Annotated in this window: 18 protein-coding genes and 1 pseudogene; 14 read left to right on the forward strand and 5 right to left on the reverse strand. The window is 67.7% G+C overall.

All coding sequences use genetic code 11. The features are described from left to right. Positions 1-95: 95 nt before the first annotated feature. A complete protein-coding gene (locus ABH933_RS07160; protein ID WP_429418516.1) occupies positions 96-677 on the reverse strand; it encodes a DUF6764 family protein in 582 nt (193 codons plus the stop codon). 143 nt (positions 678-820) lie between these two features. On the opposite strand from ABH933_RS07160, the gene ABH933_RS07165 reads away from it, so the two are divergent. Continuing rightward, a complete protein-coding gene (locus tag ABH933_RS07165; RefSeq protein WP_429418518.1) occupies positions 821-2,296 on the forward strand; it encodes an MFS transporter in 1,476 nt (491 codons plus the stop codon). A 90-nt stretch (positions 2,297-2,386) separates the two neighbouring features. Here ABH933_RS07165 and ABH933_RS07170 read toward each other — a convergent pair whose 3' ends face one another. Then, on the reverse strand, positions 2,387-3,058 hold the full coding sequence (locus ABH933_RS07170) for a serine protease (protein WP_429418520.1): 672 nt from the start codon (positions 3,056-3,058) through the stop codon (positions 2,387-2,389). A 582-nt stretch (positions 3,059-3,640) separates the two neighbouring features. On the opposite strand from ABH933_RS07170, the gene ABH933_RS07175 reads away from it, so the two are divergent. From ABH933_RS07175 to ABH933_RS07235, 13 genes and pseudogenes are all read left to right on the forward strand, one after another. Next, a complete protein-coding gene (locus ABH933_RS07175) occupies positions 3,641-4,459 on the forward strand; it encodes an MlaE family ABC transporter permease (protein WP_429419211.1) in 819 nt (272 codons plus the stop codon). A gap of 3 nt (positions 4,460-4,462) precedes the next feature. Next, entirely contained in the window at positions 4,463-5,326 is an 864-nt protein-coding gene (locus ABH933_RS07180) for an MlaE family ABC transporter permease (protein ID WP_215914956.1), read from the forward strand. A 9-nt stretch (positions 5,327-5,335) separates the two neighbouring features. Further along, positions 5,336-6,832 carry an MCE family protein gene (locus ABH933_RS07185; protein ID WP_429418522.1) on the forward strand — a complete coding sequence of 499 codons (1,497 nt, stop codon included), beginning with the start codon at positions 5,336-5,338 and terminating at the stop codon, positions 6,830-6,832. A gap of 76 nt (positions 6,833-6,908) precedes the next feature. Next, positions 6,909-7,937: an MCE family protein gene (locus ABH933_RS07190; protein WP_429418524.1), complete on the forward strand. Its 1,029-nt coding sequence runs from the start codon at positions 6,909-6,911 to the stop codon at positions 7,935-7,937. Beyond that, positions 7,937-8,932, forward strand: coding sequence for an MCE family protein (locus ABH933_RS07195; RefSeq protein ID WP_429419213.1), 996 nt, complete (start codon positions 7,937-7,939; stop codon positions 8,930-8,932). The genes ABH933_RS07190 and ABH933_RS07195 overlap by 1 nt, the downstream gene beginning before the upstream one ends. Beyond that, a complete protein-coding gene (locus ABH933_RS07200; RefSeq protein ID WP_429418526.1) occupies positions 8,929-10,020 on the forward strand; it encodes an MCE family protein in 1,092 nt (363 codons plus the stop codon). The genes ABH933_RS07195 and ABH933_RS07200 overlap by 4 nt, the downstream gene beginning before the upstream one ends. Next, complete coding sequence (locus ABH933_RS07205; protein ID WP_429418528.1) at positions 10,017-11,114, forward strand: MCE family protein; 1,098 nt, start codon at positions 10,017-10,019, stop codon at positions 11,112-11,114. Before ABH933_RS07200 ends, ABH933_RS07205 begins: the two co-directional genes overlap by 4 nt. Continuing rightward, positions 11,111-12,280: an MlaD family protein gene (locus tag ABH933_RS07210; protein WP_429418530.1), complete on the forward strand. Its 1,170-nt coding sequence runs from the start codon at positions 11,111-11,113 to the stop codon at positions 12,278-12,280. The genes ABH933_RS07205 and ABH933_RS07210 overlap by 4 nt, the downstream gene beginning before the upstream one ends. Positions 12,281-12,411: 131 nt before the next feature. Then, entirely contained in the window at positions 12,412-13,395 is a 984-nt protein-coding gene (locus tag ABH933_RS07215; RefSeq protein ID WP_429418532.1) for a hypothetical protein, read from the forward strand. Between the two features lie 338 nt (positions 13,396-13,733). After that, positions 13,734-14,369, forward strand: a complete 636-nt coding sequence (locus ABH933_RS07220) for a hypothetical protein (RefSeq protein WP_429418534.1) — start codon at positions 13,734-13,736, stop codon at positions 14,367-14,369. A 165-nt stretch (positions 14,370-14,534) separates the two neighbouring features. Next, a complete protein-coding gene (gene lhgO, locus ABH933_RS07225) occupies positions 14,535-15,719 on the forward strand; it encodes an L-2-hydroxyglutarate oxidase (RefSeq protein WP_429418535.1) in 1,185 nt (394 codons plus the stop codon). Between the two features lie 110 nt (positions 15,720-15,829). Continuing rightward, positions 15,830-16,342 carry an SRPBCC family protein gene (locus tag ABH933_RS07230; protein WP_215914947.1) on the forward strand — a complete coding sequence of 171 codons (513 nt, stop codon included), beginning with the start codon at positions 15,830-15,832 and terminating at the stop codon, positions 16,340-16,342. A gap of 9 nt (positions 16,343-16,351) precedes the next feature. Next, a pseudogene (locus ABH933_RS07235) lies at positions 16,352-16,781 on the forward strand (ribonuclease H family protein); the annotation flags it as partial. Positions 16,782-17,316: 535 nt separating this feature from the next. Here the strand turns inward: ABH933_RS07235 and ABH933_RS07240 are convergent. The 3 genes from ABH933_RS07240 to ABH933_RS07250 all read right to left on the reverse strand — a co-directional run bounded on the left by ABH933_RS07240 (position 17,317) and on the right by ABH933_RS07250 (position 20,689). Continuing rightward, positions 17,317-18,108 (reverse strand): TIGR03084 family metal-binding protein, encoded by a 792-nt coding sequence (locus ABH933_RS07240; RefSeq protein WP_429418537.1) that lies wholly within the window; start codon positions 18,106-18,108, stop codon positions 17,317-17,319. 70 nt (positions 18,109-18,178) lie between these two features. Then, the gene (locus ABH933_RS07245) at positions 18,179-19,534 is read right to left on the reverse strand and encodes a hypothetical protein (protein ID WP_429418539.1); all 1,356 of its coding nucleotides are present in this window, start codon (positions 19,532-19,534) and stop codon (positions 18,179-18,181) included. A gap of 150 nt (positions 19,535-19,684) precedes the next feature. Then, entirely contained in the window at positions 19,685-20,689 is a 1,005-nt protein-coding gene (locus ABH933_RS07250; protein WP_429418541.1) for a zinc-binding dehydrogenase, read from the reverse strand. Positions 20,690-20,713 lie beyond the last annotated feature (24 nt).

Consider the following 20,713-nt stretch of genomic DNA (forward strand, 5'->3'; position numbering starts at 1 on the left):
GACAGCCAGCCTAACTCTGCCCGCTCCGACCTTACTCGCAGGTAACGTGGTGTGATCAGGCACATTCACGGCCTCGATCCGCCGCGGGCGTGCCTTCAGCCGATGCGGAAGTCCTCCGGGCGGGCGGGCGCCGCCGACCGTTCCTGGGGAGCCGGGCAGCCCGGCGGCGAGGCGGTCTGCCAGCGGCCGAACGGTGTGGCCAGGCACGCCGCGCCGCTGTGCGAATCCCAGGCCAGGGCCGCCGAACCCAGGCAGACGACCGTCGGCCCACCCGAAATCACCTGTGCCTGTGAGCCGTTCATCGCGATCGTGAGGGCGATCAGGTCGCCGGCCGGTGCTGCGCGCAGCGAGGTGTACGCGAACGCGTCGGGACCCAGGCCGATCGCGATCGGCACCCCCGCGGCCCCGTCGCTGGCTCCGACGCCGCCGCTCGCGCCGAATCCGAAGGCCATCGCACCCGAACTGGCCCTGGCATATCCGACCCCGTCGTAGGCGCCGGCGCGGGCGTATCCGGCATCGGAGACCGCGGCCCGGCAGGCCGTGTGCCCGTCGACGACCGTGACGTCCTCGCCCCGGTCGGAATCGCAGTTCACTGCGGTAGCTGATGCGTTGCTAATTCCATTTGCATATATACCGACTGCTGCGGTGGAACACGCAATCATGCTGATCAGCTTCATGGTTAAACTCCATCCTGACGTACGAGACCACTGTACCCAGATGGTTGCTATGACTCAGTAATTCGGTACGCGACCGTTTCACGTGGCGGATTCCCGCATGTGAAACGACACCGATTCTCGTCGCGATCCGTAGCGTGAGAGCAATGAGTGATTCTGCATCCCCGCGCCTGCGTTCGGCGACCGGGCGATGGATTCTGCTGGCCACGGTGCTGGGCTCCGCGGTGGCCTCGATGGATGCCACGGTCGTCAACATCGCGCTGCCGCGCATCGGGAATGCCCTGCACACCGGGGTTTCCGGGCTGCAATGGACATTGAGCGGCTACACGCTGACGCTGGCCTCGTTCATCCTGCTCGGCGGATCGCTGGGGGACAAACTCGGCCGTCGTAAGGTATTCGTCTGGGGCACAATCGGTTTCGCGGCGGCCTCGGTACTGTGCGGCGCGGCGGTGAACATCGAGATGATGATCGCCGCGCGGGTGGTGCAGGGGGTGGCCGGTGCGCTGCTCACCCCGGGCAGCCTGGCTCTGATCTCGGCGTCCATCGACCGGCGCGACCAGGGCGCGGCGATCGGCCTGTGGTCCGGATTCGGCGGGATCGCGGGCGCGATCGGCCCGTTCCTGGGCGGCTGGCTGATCGACGTGGCCACCTGGCGCTCGATCTTCCTGATCAATGTGCCGCTTGCCGCGGTGGTGGTGGCCGTCTCGCTGCGGCACGTGCCCGAGAGCCGCGATCCGAACGCCTCGACGCGGCTGGACATTCCGGGCGCGGTGGTGGTGGCCCTCGCGCTGGGCGCGCTGACCTTCGGCCTGATCGAGAAGATGCCGGTGCTCGCGGTCGCCGGTCTGGTGCTGCTGGCGGTGTTCGTGGTGATCGAGCTGCGCAGCGATCATCCGCTGGTGCCGCCGTCGCTGTTCCGGTCCCGGGTGTTCACCGCGGCGAACCTGGTGACCCTGGCCGTCTATGCCGCGCTGGGCGGGGTGTTCTTCCTGCTGGTGCTGCAGCTGCAGCAGGTCGCGCACTTCTCACCGCTGATGTCGGGCGTGGCCACGCTCCCGATCACGCTGCTCATGCTGGTCCTGTCCTCCCGCGCGGGGCGCTGGGCCCAGCACCACGGCCCGCGCCCGCTCATGACGATCGGACCGCTGCTGTCCGCGGGCGGGCTGGTGCTGTTGCTGCGCATCGGATCCGGCTCGGGCAGCATCGGCGGCTATCTGCGGGACGTGCTGCCCGGTGTGCTGGTGTTCGGGTTGGGGCTCTCGGCGCTGGTCGCCCCCCTGACGGGGGCGGTGCTGGGCGCGGTTCCGGCGGGCGAGGCGGGGATCGCGTCGGGGGTCAACAACGCGGTCGCCCGTACCGCGCAGTTGCTCGCGGTGGCAGCGCTGCCGGGGCTGGCGGGGATTTCGGGTTCGATCGGGGACGCCGCCGTGATCGATCACGGCTTCCGGGTGGCAATGTGGATCTGTGCGGGCCTGCTGGTCGTCGGCGCGGTCATCGCGGCCGCACTGCTCGGCAGCCCGCGCCAGCGCGACGCGCTGCCCGCCCAGCCGACCGACGTGGATTGCCTGCCGAACTGCGGAGTGACCGGACCGGCCGTGCAGCCGAAGCTTTCCGGGCAATAAAAAACCGCGAGGCGGCTGTCCGAGTCGAACACTCGAATTGCCGCCCCGCGGTGCGGGTTTCACTCCGCGCTCCGAACGAGGGAGAACCGGTCAGATCGGGCGGAAGCCCGCGCCGGCGCCGCCGCGTGTGTTCAGATCGCGCACGATCGCGCTCATGTTGGTGCCGACCTCGGGACCGAAGCAGGACACCGCCAGGTAGGCGTTCACCATGCCGACCAGCGTCGAGCCGATGACCACCGGTGCGCCGGAATCGCCCTCCACCACACACATCTGGGACCAGGTCTCATCGGTCTGGAAGATGTCGCCCCACGCGATGCCGCAGGTGTTGCCGGTGGTGCGGCCCTCCTTGCAAACGATGTTGGGGAACTGCGCCGGGGCGCCGAGCCGGGTGATCGTCACGTTGCCGACCCGATTGACCGGGACGACCTTGCCTGGATCGAACTGGATCACCGCGTAGTCCAGATCGTGGTTCGAATACACGAAGCGGCCGATCACACCCGCGCCGCGATCCCGTTCGGCCCACACCTGCGCGCCCGCCTCGCCGCAGTGGCCGGCGGTCAGGCCGACCAGCCGTCCCGCCCCGTCGTGGCCGATCGTGGTGACCGTGCACTCGAACTGGTTGTCAATGATGATTCCGGAACCGCCACCGATGACCGCCGGTCCGGCCGCGGCCTGCGCGACTCCCGCGCCCGTCCCGAGCAGCGCCGCGCCGATGGCGACTGCGAAGGCGGTACGCGCCGCCTTGGCGAGTGTATTGAACATGTCCCTCCAGAGACGTCGGAAGCCCGCACGATATCAATCCATGTAGTTACTACATCCTGTCAGTATTCGCGCTCCGGTGTGCGTTCTACGGGACTGTAGTTTGCTGGTCGGCTGCCACGGATCGTGAGGTCGGGCCGGGCGCGGCGCGCGGGGCGCACGCGGCGTCGTGACCGGCGCGTCGGCGCCGCGACACGGCCCGCAAAGATACACGATTCGCGGGTTCGGGAGATAGGCTCCGAGTTTACACGGCGAGCCATTATTTAGATTAATTCGTTCCGGTTTATTTCGCGGAGCGACCGAGAAGAGTTGGACATTCGTTCAGGAGTGTAGAACCTGCTCTAGAAGTCATCCGCCATTTTTGTTGCATTTCCCAACCAATTGGCCCATTTCACAGCCCCGGACCGGCCGTGATGTGGGTCTATGGCTGGAGTCACTGATGGTGATGTGTTTTTCCTAACTCCGTAGTAGGGTGCGTCAAGCAAACAGTCGTCGGGGCGAGTAACCGGCGTCGAGAGGGGTTAGCCAGTGCAAGTCACCACCGACGGTCCGGGCGGGTCGGGGGCCACGCGTCCGGCGTCGCGAATGAGCGGCGCGCTCGACTGGACCAGAGGGTACTGGCAGGACCATCCGAAGCGTTCGCTGGAAACCTTCGGCCGTCAGATCACCATGGGCATTGCGGCCGTCGCCGAGCTGTTCGTCAGCATCTTCCGCCGCCGGTTTCCCTTCGGCGAATTCGTTCGCCAGTGCGCGTTCATGTCCAGCGTCGCCGCCGCGCCGACGCTGCTGGTTGCCATCCCGATCGGTGTCATCGTCTCGATCCAGGTCGGCTCGGTCGCCGGGCAGGTCGGCGCGACCTCCTTCATCGGCGCGGCCAACGGGCTGGGCATCATCCAGCAGGGCGCCCCGCTGGTCACCTCGCTGATGATCGCGGGCGCGGTCGGCTCGGCCATCTGTGCCGACCTCGGTTCCCGCACCATCCGCGAGGAGATCGACGCGATGAAGGTGATGGGTGTCGACCCGATGCGCCGTCTCGTAGCGCCCCGCCTGGGCGCCGCTATGTTAGTGTCGGTTCTGCTGTGCGGGTTCGTCGTCTTCGTCGGCTTCCTGACCGGCTACATCTTCAATATCTTTGCGCAGAACGGCACGCCGGGCTCCTACATCGGAACCTTCGCCTCCTTCGCGGTCACTACGGACCTGCTTGTGGCACTGGTGAAGTCGTTGATCTTCGGGTTGCTGGCGGCCATCATCGCCTGCGACACCGGGCTGAACACCCGTGGTGGCCCGGGCGGAGTTGCGAACTCGGTGAACACGGCCGTGGTGCTGTCCGCGGTGATGTTGTTCGGTGTGAACCTGATCGTCACGGAGATCTACAACACCCTGTTCCCCCCACAGATGGTCTGAGCGGTGTCGTCAACCTATGTACCGCCGCTGCTGCGGCCTCTCGAGCGCCTCAAGTCGTCGGCCGGCGCGCCGCGCGACTGGCTGGCCCGCATCGGTCACCAGGTCTTCTTCTTCCTGCGGTCGATCGGCTCGATGCCGTTGGCGTTCAAGCACTATCCCAAGGAGATCTGGCGTCTGCTCTCGGACGTCACCTGGGGTAACGGCAGCCTGATCGTCGGCGGCGGCACCGTGGGCGTGGTGCTGATCCTGAGCGCCTTCGGCGGTATGACCGTGGGAATCCAGGGCTACACCTCGCTGAATCTGCTGGGGCTGAGCCCGATCACCGGCGCCATCTCGGCCTTCGCCACCACCCGTGAACTGGGCCCGATGCTCGCGACCCTGGCGTTCGCCGCGCAGGCCGGCTGCCGGTTCACCGCGCAGCTGGGCTCGATGCGCATCGCCGAGGAGATCGACGCCCTCGAATCTCAGGCCATTCGCCCGCTGCCGTATCTGGTCAGCACCCGGATGATCGCGGCGATGATCGCGATCGTACCGCTGTACTGCCTGGCCCTGCCGTTCGCCTACATCTCCTGCGCGATCACGGTCCGGCTCTACGGCGGCACCGCCAGCGGCACCTTCCAGCACTACTTCTACCAATTCCTGGTACCGCACGACGTGCTGTGGTCGCTGCTGAAAGCCATTGTCTTCGTGGCGATCACCACCTTCATCCAGTGTTACTACGGATTCTTCGCCTCCGGCGGCCCCGAGGGCGTCGGCGTCGCGGCCGGGCGCGCCATCAAGTACTGCATCATCGCCGTGGTCTTCGCCGACTTGTTCATCACGCTGGCCGTCTGGGGAGTCAACCCCGGCATCAGGATTTCGGGATAGGGGCCGGGCATGATCATCGATCCGAGTGGGCGCGGACCGACGATGCGGCAGCTGCTGGTGGCGGGCGTGGCCGGGGTGGTCGTCTTCGCGCTGATCCTGACCTTCCTGATGGCCCGCTACAAGGGCTACATCCTGCATCCCAAGGTCGACGTCACCGCGAACCTGAGCACCACGGGCGACGGACTTCCCTCCGATGCCGATGTGAAGTTCCGCGGCGTGCTGGTCGGCTCGGTCAAGGACGTGGCCGTCGCCGAACAGGGCACCCAACAGCAGGTGCATATCGAGCTGAAGCCGGAGTACACCGACGGGATCCCGGCCAACGTCACCGCCCGGGTGGTACCGAGCAACCTGTTCGCCGTCACCTCGGTCGAGCTGGTCTACAACGGCTCCGATCAGGCTTCCCTGCACCAGGGTTCGCAGATCGCCGAGGACCGCAGCCAGGGCACCATCGCGCTGCAGGACACGCTGACCACGGTTCGCACCATCCTGAACAAGATCGATCCGGTGCAGCTGGGCCGGGTGCTCGGCACGCTGTCCTATGCGCTGGAGAGCGGCAGCCGGGTGCCCGGCTCCACCGTGGAGCGGCTGAACGACTGGCTGACCAAGGTCCGCGCGGCCGTGCCGAACGTGGGCCAGACCCTGGACAACTTCTCCTCCTCCTTCGACGCCCTGAACCAGTCCGCGCCGCAGCTGGTGCAGACCCTGGCCGAGTCGGTGAAGACGGCGAAGACCATCTCCGACAAGCGGGCCGCGGTGGCCGCACTGATCACCGGCAGCGAGAGCACCGTGGACAAGGTCAACGCCCTGTTCGCGGCCAACGGGGACGCCGGCGAGCGGCTCACCCGGGACACCGGCACTGTGTTCGGCGCGATCTCGGCCGATCCGCAGGCGATCCCCGCGGCCATCGCGAGCCTGAACACCTCGATCCGGGCGCTGAACACGACCTTCCACTGGGGTCCGCAGCGGCAGATGGTCTGGAATGTGGGCCTCACCTTCACCCCGTACAAGCCCTACGACCGCAGCAACTGCCCGCGCTACGGCACCATGGCCGGGCCGAGCTGCGGGACCGCACCGGTGGTGTCGGATCCGGGTCCGGCGACCCCGGCGCTCAAGCCGCGCGCGCTGGACTCCGCGCGGGGCCTGCCGCCGCTGACGGCGGTTCCGGGCCTGCCCGCGATCCCGGGCCTCACGGTGTCCGCGCCCGCGGCCCCGGTCGCGCCCGCGGTTCCCTTCGCCGGGACCCCGCTGCAGGGCCTGTTCCCGAGCGGCATCCCGGGCCTTTCGATGCCCACCGCGCCGAAGCCGGCCGCGCCGAATGGCCCGGCCGCCCTTCCGGTCTCGCCGAAACCGGCCGCCGCGCCGATCGCCGGGACGGTCGACTACACCGGTGACGCGGCCGTCACCGCGCTGCTGGGACGCCAGCCGACCATCGCCGAATACCTGCTGCTGAGCTCGATATTGAACGGTGGAACCTTGCAAGTTACCGAAAACGGTGCGGGCCGGTGAACGGAGCGAAGCGGAGTGAACCAATGAGCCAGCACGCCTCGGGCACGACGGAGCCGAGCGCCAGCGAGGCGCAGTCGTGAGTATTCGTAAACCGCTGATCGGCTTCGGCGTCTTCGCGATCGTCTCGGTGCTGGTGACGGTGGTCATCTGGAATACGCTGGCGCGCAGCGTTTCCGGCTCCACCAATTCCTACTCCGCGACGTTCACCGATGTGCTGGGCCTGCGTCCGGGCGACGACGTGCGGATGGCCGGGGTGCGCGTGGGCAAGGTCAGCAAGATCGACCTGGACAAGCAGCACCACGCCGTCGTGACGTTCATCGTGCAGCGCGAACAGACCCTGTTCGGCACCACCAAGGCCCTGATCCGCTACCAGAACCTGATCGGCCAGCGGTACGTGGCGCTGGCCCCCGGCACCGAGGGAGACGGGAACGCGCTGCGGGACGGGGCCTCGATCCCGCTGAACCACACCGAGCCGTCCTTCGATATCTCCGGGCTGCTCAACGGCTTTCAGCCGCTGTTCCAGACGCTGAACCCGCAGCAGGTCAACGACCTGTCCAACACCTTCATCCAGGCGCTGCAGGGTGACGGCGTCTCGCTGAGCGCGTTCATCACCCAGGCCGCCGCGCTCGCGGGCGACTTCCAGCGCCGCGACGCGATCCTGTCCGATGTCATCGTCAACCTGTCCGGGGTCATGCAGGGGCTGGCGAAACGAGGCGACGAATTGGAGACGCTGGTGACCCAGACCCGTGCATTGATCGGCGGGCTGTACGAACAGGGCCAGTCGCTGCAGCGCTCGACCGTGCAGATAGCCGACGCCACGACCTCGCTGGTGAACATGGTCGGCGGCGTGCAGCCGAAGATCGCCGCCGCGCAGAACGCCACCGTCGACGCGCTGACCATGCTGATCGCCAATGGCGCCAAGCTCGATCAGGCCGCGATCGACTTTCCGAACATCCTGGCCGACGTCGAGAAGTTCACCCAGGACGGCGCGTACGGCCAGGCCTACGTGTGCAGCCTCGACGTCTCGCTGTACGGGGTGCTGCTGCCGCGCGGCCTGCTCACCCAGATCGGCGGTCACTCCCAGTCGGCGGTGTGCCGGCCATGATGGGAAAAATCAAGGCGCGCTTCAACAGCAACCGCAACTTCTGGCTGGGCATGATCGGCGCCGCGTTGATCGTGGTGCTGCTCGTGGGCTCCTCCGGCTTCAACAAGCTGGGCGTCGGCAAGCAGTCCATCGACGCCGAATTCGCCCAGACCGCGGGCGTGCGCGTGGGCGACAAGGTCGATGTCTCGGGCGTACCGGTGGGCGCGGTCTCGGGTGAGAAGCTCGAGGGCGACCACGTCCTGATCACGTTGCAGGTCAACGGCGATCTGAAGCTGGGCCCGGATGCGAAGGCCTCGATCAAGATGGCCACGCTGCTCGGCGCCCGCTACATCAGCCTGGATCCGGGCGATGGATCGGGCCTGAGCGGCAACCGGATCCACAAGAACAACACCGTGGTTCCCTATGACCTGAACGACGTGATCCAGGTCGGCACACCGAAGTTCGAGGCGCTGAACACCCAGCAGCTGGTGCAGTCGTTCAAGGTTATCGGCGATCAGCTCGACGGCTCACCGCAGCTGACCGCGCAGGCCCTGGACAGCGTCGGCGCGCTGGCCAAGACCATCAACGACCGCCGGGATCAGGTCGACGGCCTGCTCAAGAATCTGGACAAGGTCACAAAGATCCTCGCCGACAACCGCAACAGCCTGCTGCTGGTCATCACCCAGGGCGAGGCCATCGCCAACCGGGTGATGGAGCGCCAGGCGCTGCTGCGCGAGCTGCTGAACAACGTGGCCGACCTGACCAGGCAGCTGCAGCAGATCGGTGCGGAGAACCGGAATCAAATCGGCCCCACCATCGATCAGCTCAACACGATGGCCGCCGGCCTGCAGAAGAACAAGGACAACCTCGATCGGCTGCTGTCGATCATGCCGGTCTCGTTGCGCCAGCTCAACAACGCGCTCGGCAACGGCCCCTACGGCGATGTCGGTGTGCCGTGGCTGTTCCCGGACAACTGGTTGTGCTTCGCCCGAGTGATCGAGGGGTGCCAGGGATGATCTCACTTCGCCGCGCCACGCAGGCGATCGCGATCGGCGCCGCCGCCGTGGTGGTGGGAAGCTGCTCCTCGCTGTCGACCTCGGTGCAGAACACGGTCGGCGGGGCCACCCACATCACCGCCGAATTCCGCAATATCGCGGGCATGTTCGAGGGCAATCCGGTCACCGTGCTGGGCCTGCAGGTCGGCAAGGTGGACAAGATCGTGCCGCACGACCAGTACGCCGAGGTCCACATAACCATCGACAGCGGCGTGAAGATCCCGAAGAACGCGATCGCGGCGCTGATCTCGCCCTCGATCGTCACCGATCGGCACATCGAGCTGAGCCCGGTCTACACCGGCGGGCCAACGCTGCCGGACAACTCGTACCTCACCCTGGAGTCCACCCGCACCCCGGTCGAGCTGGACACGCTGATCAAGACCATCGATCAGTTCACCGCCGCGCTCTCGCCCGCCAAGGGCAGCACCAAGGGCCCGCTGGACGGCTCGCTGCTCTACGACATGGTCGACGGCCAGGGCAAGAAGATCCGCGACACACTCAACGCCCTGTCCGGCGCGCTGAAGGTCGGGGTGAACAACAAGGACGCGGTCGCGGAGATCATCACCAAGCTCAACGAGCTGACCACGATGCTGGCCGACAACGACAAATCGGTGCGCGAGTTCAGCAATCGCCTCACCCAGCTCTCGGCCCTGCTGGCCCAGCAGGCGCCGGGCCTGCAGGCCACGCTCGATCAGATCAACGCCTTCCTGTCCAACACCAGCGGCGTGTTCGGCCAGTACCAGAATCAGCTGGCCTCGAGCCTGACCGGGCTGACCAACGTCACGAATCAGTTGCGCGCCAATGCCGCCAACCTCACCGAGGTCATCGACGTCGCGCCGCTGGCGCTGCAGAACATCGACAATTCGATGGACCGCAACCGGGGCATCATCAGGCTGCACGCCCTGATCGGCACCGTCCTGGACGGCGGAATCATCACCTCCTTCTGCGAGAAGATCCAGATGCGGGCCGACGGCTGCCGCACTGGCAAGGTGCAGGATCTGGGACCCGACTTCGGATTGACCGCGGCGATGCTGGGACTGACGAAATGATCCGGAACAGAGTGGGGCGCAGCCTCATTGCCGCGGCGGTCGCGACCGGCGTGCTGACCGTGGCCTCGGGCTGCGGGCTCACGGTCGACAGCCTGCCGTTGCCCAAGCCGGGCACGCAGGGCGAGAGCTACACCGTGCACGCGGTATTCGCCAACGCGCTGAACCTGCCCGATCAGGCCAAGGTCAAGATCGGCGGCTCGGACATCGGCACCGTCTCGCACATCACGACCAAGAATTTCCAGGCCGTGGTGGACCTGACGATCCGCAAGGACATCGATCTGCCCGAGAACACCACCGCCGAACTGCGCCAGGCCACTCCGCTGGGTGATGTGTTCGTCGCGGTGTCCCGGCCGCCGAACTCGGCCGATCAGCCGCCGCTGAAGGGCGGCGACACGATCGGCATCGACCGGACCTCGGCCGGTGCCTCGGTCGAGGAGCTGCTGCTGTCGGTCTCGATGCTGTTCAACGGCGGCGGCGTCGCGGCGCTGAGCAACCTGACCTCCGAGCTGGACTCGGTGGTGGGCGGGCGCCCGCAGCAGCTGGCCGATCTGCTGAAGCAGATGACGAGCGTGGTGACCACCCTGCACACGGACAGCGCCCGGATCGACGGCGTGCTCAACGGATTCGACGCCATGGTCAACACCGTGCAGCAGCATCACAACGAGCTGGGCCAGGTGGCCGACACCCTGCCCTCGATGATCGGCACCATCGCCGAGAACAACAGGTCGCTGGGCGATCTGCTCGCCAAGGTGTCCGTGACCAGCGCCGCACTGGGCGACTACTCCAACACCACCTCCGCCCAGTTGTCGAGCCTGCTGGACAATCTGCGCAAGCTGATGTCGGCGCTGTCGGCCTCGCAGCGGAGTTTCGGCCCGATGCTGGACGCGTTGCGCGAGATCCGCCCCGGCGCGGATGCCTCGTTCAAGGGCAACAGCCTCGCGGTGGCGGCCACGCTGACCAATCTCGACGTCGGCCTGATCACCGATCCGGCGCACAGCAAGTTCTTCGATCTGCGCGACGCGCAGGACTTCACGGGCAGCCTGATCCAGGTGCTGCAGGTCGTGCAGCACCGCCTGCAGGGGGGTCACCGATGAACTGGGTCCGGCAGCACAAGGCTCTGATGTCGAATCTGGGGCTGCTGATCGCGCTGGCGATCGGCGCGTCCTACCTGGCCGTCAGCGTGATGCGGGTGAATCCGCTGCGGAGCACCTACTCGGTCGCGGTGGATCTGGACCAGTCCGGCGGCCTGCAGCCCGGAAACGACGTGACGCTGCGGGGCTTCCGGATCGGCAAGGTCAACAACATCACCATCACCGAGCACGGCGCCGGCATCAAGGCCGATGTCGCGATCGATTCCCGCTACCGCATTCCCAAGGACACCGCGGTCGCGGTGCAGGCGCTGTCCGGTGCGGGTGAGCAGTACATCGACTTCCGGCCGAACACCGATCAGGCGCCCTACCTGGGCGACGGCTCGGTGGTTCCCTTCGATGCGCAGCGGGTTACGACCCCCACGCCGGTGTGGGCGGTGCTGGACAACTCCAGCGCCTTCTTCTCCCAGATCGACCCGGCCCGGTTGAGCACCATCCTGACCGAGCTCGACACCGCGCTGAGCGGAGGTCCCGATCAGATGCGCAGCCTGATCGACGCGCTGAGCGTGGTGACGGCGGGCCTGGACAATCTGGCGCCGCAGACCACCAATCTGCTGGCGAATCTGCGCACGATCGCGGCCACGACCTCGAATGCCCAGCCGGATCTGAGCACCCTGGTGCGGAATTCGTCCACGCTGTTCAACCAGTTCAACAGGGCGAACTCCGAGCTGAACAGGATTCTGGACAAGGCTCCCGCCCAGATGCAGGAGCTGGGCGCGGTGCTGGACAAGACCGCGGATCCGATCACGAAGCTGGCGGCCAATTTCGCGGCCATCACCAAGGCGGCGCAGTTGCGCACCCCGGCGCTGCAGGCGCTGTTTCCGGCGCTCGTGGTGGGCAGTTCCGCCCTCGGCGTGCCGGCCCACGACAACGAGTTCAACACCATCGTGGACATCTGGCCGCGCCCGTACTGCTCGTACAACCACCCCACGAGTGATCCGTGGAAGGCGGGCGACGGTACCGTCAACAGGTACAACTACTGCACCAATCCGCCGCCGGACCAGCAGATTCGCGGGTCGGCGAACGCACCGCGGCCCGCTGTCCCCAACAACGGCGCCCAGATGCCGGCGGGAGTCGACCCGAACGCTCGGACCCTGCCTCCCGTACGGTGATGCACGCCACTCGACGGTGACCCCGGCGAGCGGGCATACTCGCCGACAGTTCGCGCGGGCCGGGGCACTGACCCGGCCCGATCCGGCAATACGGTGCGCGGCCGCGCACCGAGAAAGTGACACCTTCATTCATGTCCGATGACGCTGCAGACAAGACGAATACCGGCGCGGAGGAGTCCGCGCAGGTCGATCAGCCGCAAGACAGCACCGAGGCGGACGTGACGGCGAAGGCTTCGGCGGACGAGGCTGCCGAGAGTGCCGCCGCCGAGAGTGCCGCCGCCGAGAGTGCCGCCGCGCCGGGCGATGCCGCCGACGCGGGCAAGACCGAGGCCGGCGCGGCGGACGATGCCGCGACCGCGAAGATCGACAGCGAGAAGGCCGACAGCGACAAGACGGTCAAGCTCCCGGCCGCCGCGTCCGCCGAGGACGCCACGGTCAAGCTGGAGTCCGCGGCCGCATCGCAGTCCGGTGCCGAGCCGACCGTGAAACTTCCTACCGCCGAGGCGAATTCCGTCGCCGCGGCACCTGCCGGTGCCGAGGGCGGCAAGCGTGGCTGGGTGCCGATCGCGGGTGCCTTCGCGGCGGGCGTCGTGGTGGTCGCCGCGGCCGCGGCGGTGACCTGGTTCGGTCTGCAGGCCCACGACCGCGGCAATCAGCTCTCCGCGCGCGACAGCGCCGTGGCCGCGGCCTGCGATTTCGGCCGGCAGGTCGGTACCTACGAGTCGAAGAACTTCGACGACTACGTCAAGCGGGTCAAGGATCGTTCGGCCGGTGACTGGCTCACCCAGTTCGACGGCGCCTCGACCGCGCTGAAGCAGATCACCCAGCAGGCCCAGGCCAGCTCGTCGGTCAGCGAGATCCACTGCGCGTGGGAGTCCGGCGGTTCCGACAAGGCGTCCGTGGTCATGCTGATCACCCAGATCCAGTCGAAGGCCGCAACCCCGCAGCCGCAGCACCTGACCATCGGTGTGGTGGCGTCACTGGAGAAGAAGGACGGCAAGTGGCTGGTCGACAACTTCCAGTCGCCGATGACACAAGACATGCAGAACAACGCGCCGGCGCCGGGTGCCAACACCGCGCCCGCGCCCGGCGACAGTCAGCAGCCTGGTAACTGAACCAGTAGCGGGGCCGCGCCGATCAGGTTCGACCGGCGCGGCCCTGGTCATGCGCGTGCAATAGTCCCTGCGTCTGCGATCTGCGTCTGCCGATGCCGACCGGCCGTTCGTGCACGGACGTGGTCGGCAACCGCCCAAGGGGGTGCCCATCCTGCGCCTGATCCGATCCTCCGGCTGACGGCAGCGTCGGATGCGCCGGGTCGTCTTCCCTGATCGGTGCTGTGATCTTGATCATCGGTCCGGTGCGGTACCCCCTGACACAGTAACCTGGACGTGCGTCCGATTTTCAACGGTGTGGGTCGGGCGGGCAGGGAGGACCAGGGAGAGGGAGACGCACCGTGAAATCGCCGCAGATCGCCAGGCACGCCGCCGTGGTGCTCGCCGGAATGGCCAGCATCGGGTTCACCGTCGCGGCCGGTACCTACATCGTCAATGAGATGGCATCCAATCAGCGCGACGCAGCCGCGCGCCCGGTCCGCGTCGAACCCGGCCCGCCGGGCATGGACGGGCCGCTCGCGGAGCAGGCCGCTGCGCCGCAGCAACCGGTCGTCACCGCGAGATTCACCGCGCAGGCCCGGGTCTACCCCGCAGTCGCTGCCGTCCCGCGGCCCGCCGCCCCCACTACCCAGCCGGCCGTCTCACCCACTGTCGTCGCGGTGCAGACGAATCCCACCATGGGCGATCGGCTGCCGTCGCTCAGTGATGCCTATCTGGGCGCGAAAGTGAGTCGCACCGAACCGGATTCGCTGTCGATGACCGTGAATACCAATCTGTTCACGGAGCTGATCGCAGGGGCGGACGCATCGGGCACGCAGGTCGGCGACACCCAGCTCCGCACCGACCTGGACGTCCGGCACGGCCGGATCACCCTCGCGGTCTCGGACCCGGCCCTCGGCGAGCACGCCGTGCAGCTGTCCCCGCGGCACACCGAGCCCGCGTCGGCGGACCATCAAGACCAGATCGCACAGGCCTGAGCCTGACCGGCGTTCTGCTCCCGCGCAGGTCAGGGACTGGGCCGCCGTGCGTGCGGCCGGATCGTCGGCTCGGTACGGACTGAGCTCGGGTGGTGCTCGGCTCCGGTGCGGTCGCTCGCCGCGGCCGTGCTTCTTGTTCGCATGCCGGCGTGTGACACTTTCCGGGTGTACGACTACTGCGTGATCGGCGGGGGCATCGTCGGGGTGGCGACGGCGTACCGGCTCCTCGAGGAACGCCCCGGGGCGAGCGTGCTGCTGGTGGACAAGGCCGCGGCGCTCGCGGCCCATCAGACCGGACACAACAGCGGGGTGATCCATTCCGGGATCTACTATGCGCCCGGCAGCCTCAAGGCCCGGATGTGCCGCCGCGGCGCGCAGTGGACCAAGGAGTTCGCGGCCGCACAGGGCATTCCGTATCGGGTGTGCGGAAAACTGCTGGTGGCCACGGATTCCGTCGAGCACGCCCGGATGCTGGACCTGTACGAGCGGTCGGTCGCCAACGACGTCGAGGTGGAACTGATCGATGCCGCCGAGTTGGTGCGGCGCGAGCCCCGCGTGCGCGGGACGGGCGCGCTGTTCGTGCCGAGCACCGGCATCGTCGACTACGTCCGGATCACCGCGGCGCTCGCCGAGCAGGTGCGGGCCCGCGGCGCGCAGATCGTGCTCGGTGCGGAGATCACCGCGATCGACGAAAACTCCGATGCCGTCACGATTTCCGGCCCGGCGGGGTCCTGGCGAGCGCGGCGGCTGGTCGTCTGCGGCGGCCTGCAATCCGACCGGCTGGCGCGGCTGGCGGGATTGCCGGTCGCGTTGCGTATCGTGCCGTTTCGTGGTGAGTACTACCAATTGCCCTCCACCCGAGCCGATCTGGTGAACACCCTCATCTACCCGATCCCGGATCCGGACCTGCCCTTCCTCGGCGTGCATCTGAGCCCGACCATCGACGGGGAGCTGACCGTCGGCCCGAACGCGGTACTCGGGCTGTCCCGGGAGGGCTATCGCAAGGGCAGCGTCGATCTGCGCGATGCCCGGGAGATACTGGGCTACCGGGGATTTCACCGCGTCGCGGCGGCCAACGTCCGGACCGGCCTGCGCGAAATGCGGGACTCGGTCTTCAAGCGCGGGTATCTGGCGCAGTGCCGCCGATACTGCCCGGACCTCACCCTGGCGGATCTGCGCCCGCGCGAGTGCGGCATCCGCGCCCAGGCGGTGTTGCACGACGGAACCCTGGTGCACGACTTCCTGATCGAGCGCACCCAGCGTTCGGTGCACGTGCTCAATGCCCCGTCGCCGGCGGCGACGTCGGCCTATCCGATCGCCGAACACATCGTCGGCCAACTCCTGGACTGATCGCCGCGATCGCCCGCTCGTCGTCGACCCGGTTCGCCGGTTCCCTTTTAATAAATAGGAGTCCTGTAGTACTTTTATCCGCAGCCGTGGAACAGGAAGTCAGCACACCTATGGGCCACATCAGATACGCGAGCGACGTCGGGGCACCGGTGGAGGTCGCGTTCACGTACACGGATAATCCCGCGTTCGTGCCGGAGTGGATGGTCGGCATCGCGGCATTCGAACCGGCCGGTGAGACCGGCTGCGGGGCGGGCGCCGTCTATGCCGCGACCCTGCGCTTCGGGATGTGGCGCACCACGGTCGAGTGTGAGATCACGCAGTACCGCCCCAACGCGGTCATCGGATACACGCTGCGCAGGCGTCGCCCGGGGAAGGTGACGCCTGCGGTATCCGGATCCGCACCCGCATGGTGCACCCTGACCCTGCGCTTCGACCCCCTCGGATACGGCCGTGCCGTGCTGACCTCGGAGATCGAGTACCCGGCGCCGCGCCGACGCTCGGTCCGGCTGTGTGCCACGCCGATCCGCGCGACCCTGCAATGGATGCTGCGCCGCAGCGAATCGCAATTACGAAGGGCTATCGAGGATTTCCACGGTACGGATCTTGTCGGCCGAATTGCGTAGGGTACGTGCATGATCATCGTGAGCACCGACGGATCCTGCCTCCGCAATCCCGGGGGCGCCATCGGATGGGCCTGGGTCAATCATCAGGGTGCCTCCGCCAGTGGGGGCGCCTCGGCCGGCACCAATCAGGTTGCCGAACTACGTGCGGTGCTCGAGGCGATCGTCGCGCATCCGGGCGAGGAGCCGCTGTTCATCGAGAGCGATTCGCTGTATGCGATCAAGTGTGCGTCGGAATGGGTTTCGGGCTGGCGGGGCAACGGCTGGCGCACCTCCACGGGCGGCCCCGTGAAGAACGTCGAACTGGTCCGGCACATCGACCGCGCCATCTGCACCCGCCCCGGCCCGGTCCGATTCCGCTGGGTCCGTGGCCATGTCGGCAACTACTACAACGAGCAGGCCGATCAGCTCGCCGGCGCCGCGGCCCGTGAGGCCCAGGCCGCACCCGATGCGAACGCGACGGGTATTTCCGACCTCCCCTCGCTGTCGCTGGGCGATCCGGCTCGGCCGATCGACCCGGCCCCGCCGACCGACCCGATCCCGGTGATCGAGCCGACGACAGAGCCCATTCCGGTGGTCGAGCCTGTGGATCCGAGGGTCCTGGTCGGCCAGCCCGGGGTGCAGGTCGACCGTGCGCTCGCGTCCGGCGTCGCAAAGGTTGCCCTGCGCCCGAAATCCTCCCGGCCCGCACCGGAACCGGCCGATGCTCTGACCCTCTTCTGAGCTCGGCCTCCCCAAAAGCCTGGCGGCAGTGGTGAATCGCCCCACTGCCGTCAGGCGCCCCCGTTGGCCCGTCATGCGGCACGCACGTCAAATTCTCGTTATTTCGCGTGTTTCCAGTTGTGGGAGACAGGGTAATCAGCAAACCGGCAGGCGAGCGCCTGCTTCGACTGCCAACACGGAGCTTCCGGCCAAAGGCGTCCGGTCGGCATCAGGCAGGCGCGAACCAAGTCGGCGCTCGCCCGCCTGTCTTCGTATCAGGCGAATTGTCCCGCGGCCCGGCCCGTTCCCGAGGGGCCGGCGAAGGCCTGGGCAATGCCGAGCCATTCGTCCGCATCGGCGCCGCTCGCCCGCAGGGCCAGATCGTCTCGGTGCCTGCGCTGGGTCACCAGCAGGCAGAAGTCCAGGGCCGTTCCCGTCACGCGCTGCGGTGCCGATTCCGGGCCCCACGTCCACAGGTCGCCGTCCGGCGCGGTCAGTTCGACCCGGAAATCCTCGGCGGGAGCGGGCCGTTCGTGCACCGTGTAGGCGAAATTCCGGGTGCGGACGCCGATGTGGGCGATGCTGCGCAGCCGCGTGGTCGGGGTGCGGGTGATGCCGAGCGTGTCGGCCACGTCCTGACCGTGGGCCCAGGTCTCCATCAGGCGAGCGGTGACCATCGACGACGGGCTCATCGGCGGTCCGTACCAGGGCAGCTTGACCCCGGCCGGAACCTTTCCCAGCGCCTCGACGAGCGCGGATCGCCCGCGGCGCCAGCGGTCGAGCAGCTCGGCGGGCGGGGTCGCGGCGGCCTGCTCGGCGCCCTCGTCGACGAAGGTCAGGGCCTTGGGCAGGGCCTGGCGCACCAGTTCGGCGAAGGCGTCGGGGTCGGTCGCCGAGAGCGCGGCGACGTCGTCGGTCCACGCCAGATGCCCGATCTGGTGCGCGATCGTCCAGCCGGGCGCGGGTGTGGGCAATGCCCACTCCGCGGCGGGCAGCGCCGCGACGATCGCATCCAGATCGGCGCATTCGGCCGCGAAGTCGTCGAGAAGTGTCACCAGGTCAGCCATCGACCCAGCATCGCAAACGCGCCCGGAAAAATGCAAGCATGAGTGCTTGTTTATCGTGAAACGTTGGCGTTTACCAGCCGAACAGAATCAGATGGACCGCGCCCACGACCAGCCCGAGCGCCGCGCCGTGCAGATACAGCAGCCAGGCGTCCTGCTCGACCGAGGCGTAGAACATCTCCATGAACTCGCCCGGGGTGAGGTGCTGCAACTTGCGCGCGGCGAACTCCTCGATCTTCTTGGCCTGCTCCATCGTGAAGGCCTCGTCCGCGACCAGCGACGGCGCCAGGCCCACCGCGGCGCCGGCCGCGCCCGTCTTCAGGTTGTCGAACTGCCGGCGCCCGAACGCCGCGCGGACCACGCCGGTGGTGATGCCGAGCTGGCGATGGATCTCCTCGGCGATCAGCGTTTCCACGATCTGATAGGTCTTGTCGCCGTTCGGGCCCTCCAGCAGTTCGCCGGCCAGATTGGGCAGCGTCAGCACCTCGTAGGCCAGGATGTGCGCCAGATCGCCGGCCGCCTGTGGCTGCCGCTTGGCCAGCAGCGCCTGCTTCCACAGGTATTTGTAGCGCGGCTGCGGATCTCCTGGCTCGAACACCATCTTGATCGCGATCACGTTGACCAGCACGCCGATCGCGGCCGCGGCCGCCAGCACGACTACCCAGCCCGGAATCCAGCCGATCACCGAAATGTGTTTGTGCACATTCATATACAGCGCCAGCAGGAATCCGAACGGCGCGCCCAGCAGGCCGACGCGCACCATGAAGCGCAGCTCCGGCGCCGCGATGGTGGTGGTCAGATCCTCGAGGATGTAAGGGTTTTCGCGCAGATAACGGATGACGAAGATCTTGATGTCGATGAGCTGATCGACGTTGTCGCCCAGCTGCTCGAACGCGCGCCGGCACAGCGCGGGCAACTCGCGCTCGACCCGCTGGTACAGCAGCTGGCGCGCGGCCCGGGGCACCGCCCGCCACAGCTCCGGGTTCTCCCGGTGCATCACGCTGTCGACCAGCTCAGGCACCTGCGGGCGGGCGGTCTCGGCGATGTAGTCCGCGATGCCCTGCAGATCCAGTTCGTGAATGAAGTCCCGGGGACTACCGATCCGCATGATCGCCATGTCGACGCAGATGCTGGCCATCTTCTCGGCGCGGGCGGGAATGAATCCCTGGAAGCCGATCCGCCGGCCGTCTCCGGAGAACGTCGGCAGCACCTGCACCCGCCGCGGAAAGTACGGATACAGCACCGTCAGCCCCGGAATCCGGACGCCGCGGAACTGCAACGGCCAGAACAGCATCAGCACGCCGGTCCAGTTGGTGAGCCAGCCCGCGGCGGCGCTGAAGATCGGGAAACTGACCAGGTCGACGACGAATTTGGTCTGATGGGTGAGAGTCTCCCAGTCGATGAAGACCCCGCCGGCGACCGTCGTCATCTGGGGTCCCCCTCTGTGGTCGAACGCTGTGCCGAGCTGGTGCTGAGATATCGAGGCACCGAGGTTCTCACCCTAGTCCTCACCCACCCGGTCGGCCCGACGCGCACTCGTCTTACCCACCCCGCAAGCCCGGCGGCGTGCCATCCCCGTTTATGGCTTCAGCACGATCCGGATCGGGTTGCCCTCTTTGGCCTCCAGGGCGTGCACGGCCTTGTGCGCATCGGCCAGCGGCACCACCGCGCTCACCGAGCGGGCGAAGTCGATGCGGTGCAGCCGTTGCAGTTTCACCAGTTCGGTGACGTGCTCGGGCTCCGATCCGTAATGCCCGCGCAGCTGCTGCTGGAAGAAGCTGAACGCGGTGCCGCCGGTGATGGTGATCGGCTTGTTGGTCAGGCCGACCAGGGTCAGTCGCCCGCGCGCGCCGAGGCAGACGATGGCCTGCTCGCGCACGGCGGCCACCCCGGCGAAGTCGAAGGCCGCGGCCAGTCCCGCACCGCCGGTCGCGGCGAAGATCTTGCCGCGCAGAGCGGCGTCGGCCGAATCGAAGGCCAGGTCCGCGCCGAATTCGAGCGCGCGGTCGCGGGCGCCGGGCAGCGGGTCGACCGCGATGATCGGCGCCGCACCCATCATCCGCAGCAGTTGGACGCCGTGTGCGCCGAGCCCGCCCACGCCCCACACGCCGACCGCCTCGCCGGGGCGGACCTGCGCGGTGGCGGTGATCGCCGCCCACGGCGTGGACACCGCGTCCGGAATGAAACAGGCCTGCTCGAACGGGAGATCGTCGGGGATCGGCACCAGCGTGTCCACGCGGGCCAGGGCGTATTCAGCCCAGCCGCCGTCGTAGTCGACCCCGCGGGTGAACACCTGCTCCTCGCGCCGCTCGCCGGCCTGTAGCAGCACCCGGTCGCCGACCTTCGCCGCGGTGACGCCCGGTCCCAGCGCGTGCACCGTGCCCGCGACCTCGTGCCCGAGGGTCACCACGTCGCCCCCCAGGAACAGCGGGGTCAGCGTGCCGTCGATCAGATGCACATCGGACAGGCACACGCCCGCGGCCTCGACCTTGATCAGCACATGATCCGGGCCGGGTTCCGGGGTCGGGATCTCGTCGAGTTCCAGGCGGCGTTCGGCGCCGAGATGCAGGCGTGCGGCAAGCATGGTCGGGTGCTCCTCACGAGTGGG

The organism is Nocardia sp. GP40 (assembly GCF_050434125.1).
GTDB lineage: Bacteria > Actinomycetota > Actinomycetes > Mycobacteriales > Mycobacteriaceae > Nocardia > Nocardia albiluteola.

What these genes read in the sequence shown, in the direction of transcription:
- ABH933_RS07240 (WP_429418537.1), bottom strand. Translation starts at nt 18,108, where the DNA reads ATGGCTGACCTGGTGACACTTCTCGACGACTTCGCGGCCGAATGCGCC.
- ABH933_RS07165 (WP_429418518.1), top strand. Translation starts at nt 821, where the DNA reads ATGAGTGATTCTGCATCCCCGCGCCTGCGTTCGGCGACCGGGCGATGG.
- ABH933_RS07210 (WP_429418530.1), top strand. Translation starts at nt 11,111, where the DNA reads ATGAACTGGGTCCGGCAGCACAAGGCTCTGATGTCGAATCTGGGGCTG.
- ABH933_RS07245 (WP_429418539.1), bottom strand. Translation starts at nt 19,534, where the DNA reads ATGACGACGGTCGCCGGCGGGGTCTTCATCGACTGGGAGACTCTCACC.
- ABH933_RS07170 (WP_429418520.1), bottom strand. Translation starts at nt 3,058, where the DNA reads ATGTTCAATACACTCGCCAAGGCGGCGCGTACCGCCTTCGCAGTCGCC.
- ABH933_RS07250 (WP_429418541.1), bottom strand. Translation starts at nt 20,689, where the DNA reads ATGCTTGCCGCACGCCTGCATCTCGGCGCCGAACGCCGCCTGGAACTC.
- ABH933_RS07160 (WP_429418516.1), bottom strand. Translation starts at nt 677, where the DNA reads ATGAAGCTGATCAGCATGATTGCGTGTTCCACCGCAGCAGTCGGTATA.
- ABH933_RS07185 (WP_429418522.1), top strand. Translation starts at nt 5,336, where the DNA reads ATGATCATCGATCCGAGTGGGCGCGGACCGACGATGCGGCAGCTGCTG.
- ABH933_RS07175 (WP_429419211.1), top strand. Translation starts at nt 3,641, where the DNA reads ATGAGCGGCGCGCTCGACTGGACCAGAGGGTACTGGCAGGACCATCCG.
- ABH933_RS07200 (WP_429418526.1), top strand. Translation starts at nt 8,929, where the DNA reads ATGATCTCACTTCGCCGCGCCACGCAGGCGATCGCGATCGGCGCCGCC.
- ABH933_RS07195 (WP_429419213.1), top strand. Translation starts at nt 7,937, where the DNA reads ATGGGAAAAATCAAGGCGCGCTTCAACAGCAACCGCAACTTCTGGCTG.
- ABH933_RS07215 (WP_429418532.1), top strand. Translation starts at nt 12,412, where the DNA reads ATGTCCGATGACGCTGCAGACAAGACGAATACCGGCGCGGAGGAGTCC.
- ABH933_RS07205 (WP_429418528.1), top strand. Translation starts at nt 10,017, where the DNA reads ATGATCCGGAACAGAGTGGGGCGCAGCCTCATTGCCGCGGCGGTCGCG.
- ABH933_RS07230 (WP_215914947.1), top strand. Translation starts at nt 15,830, where the DNA reads ATGGGCCACATCAGATACGCGAGCGACGTCGGGGCACCGGTGGAGGTC.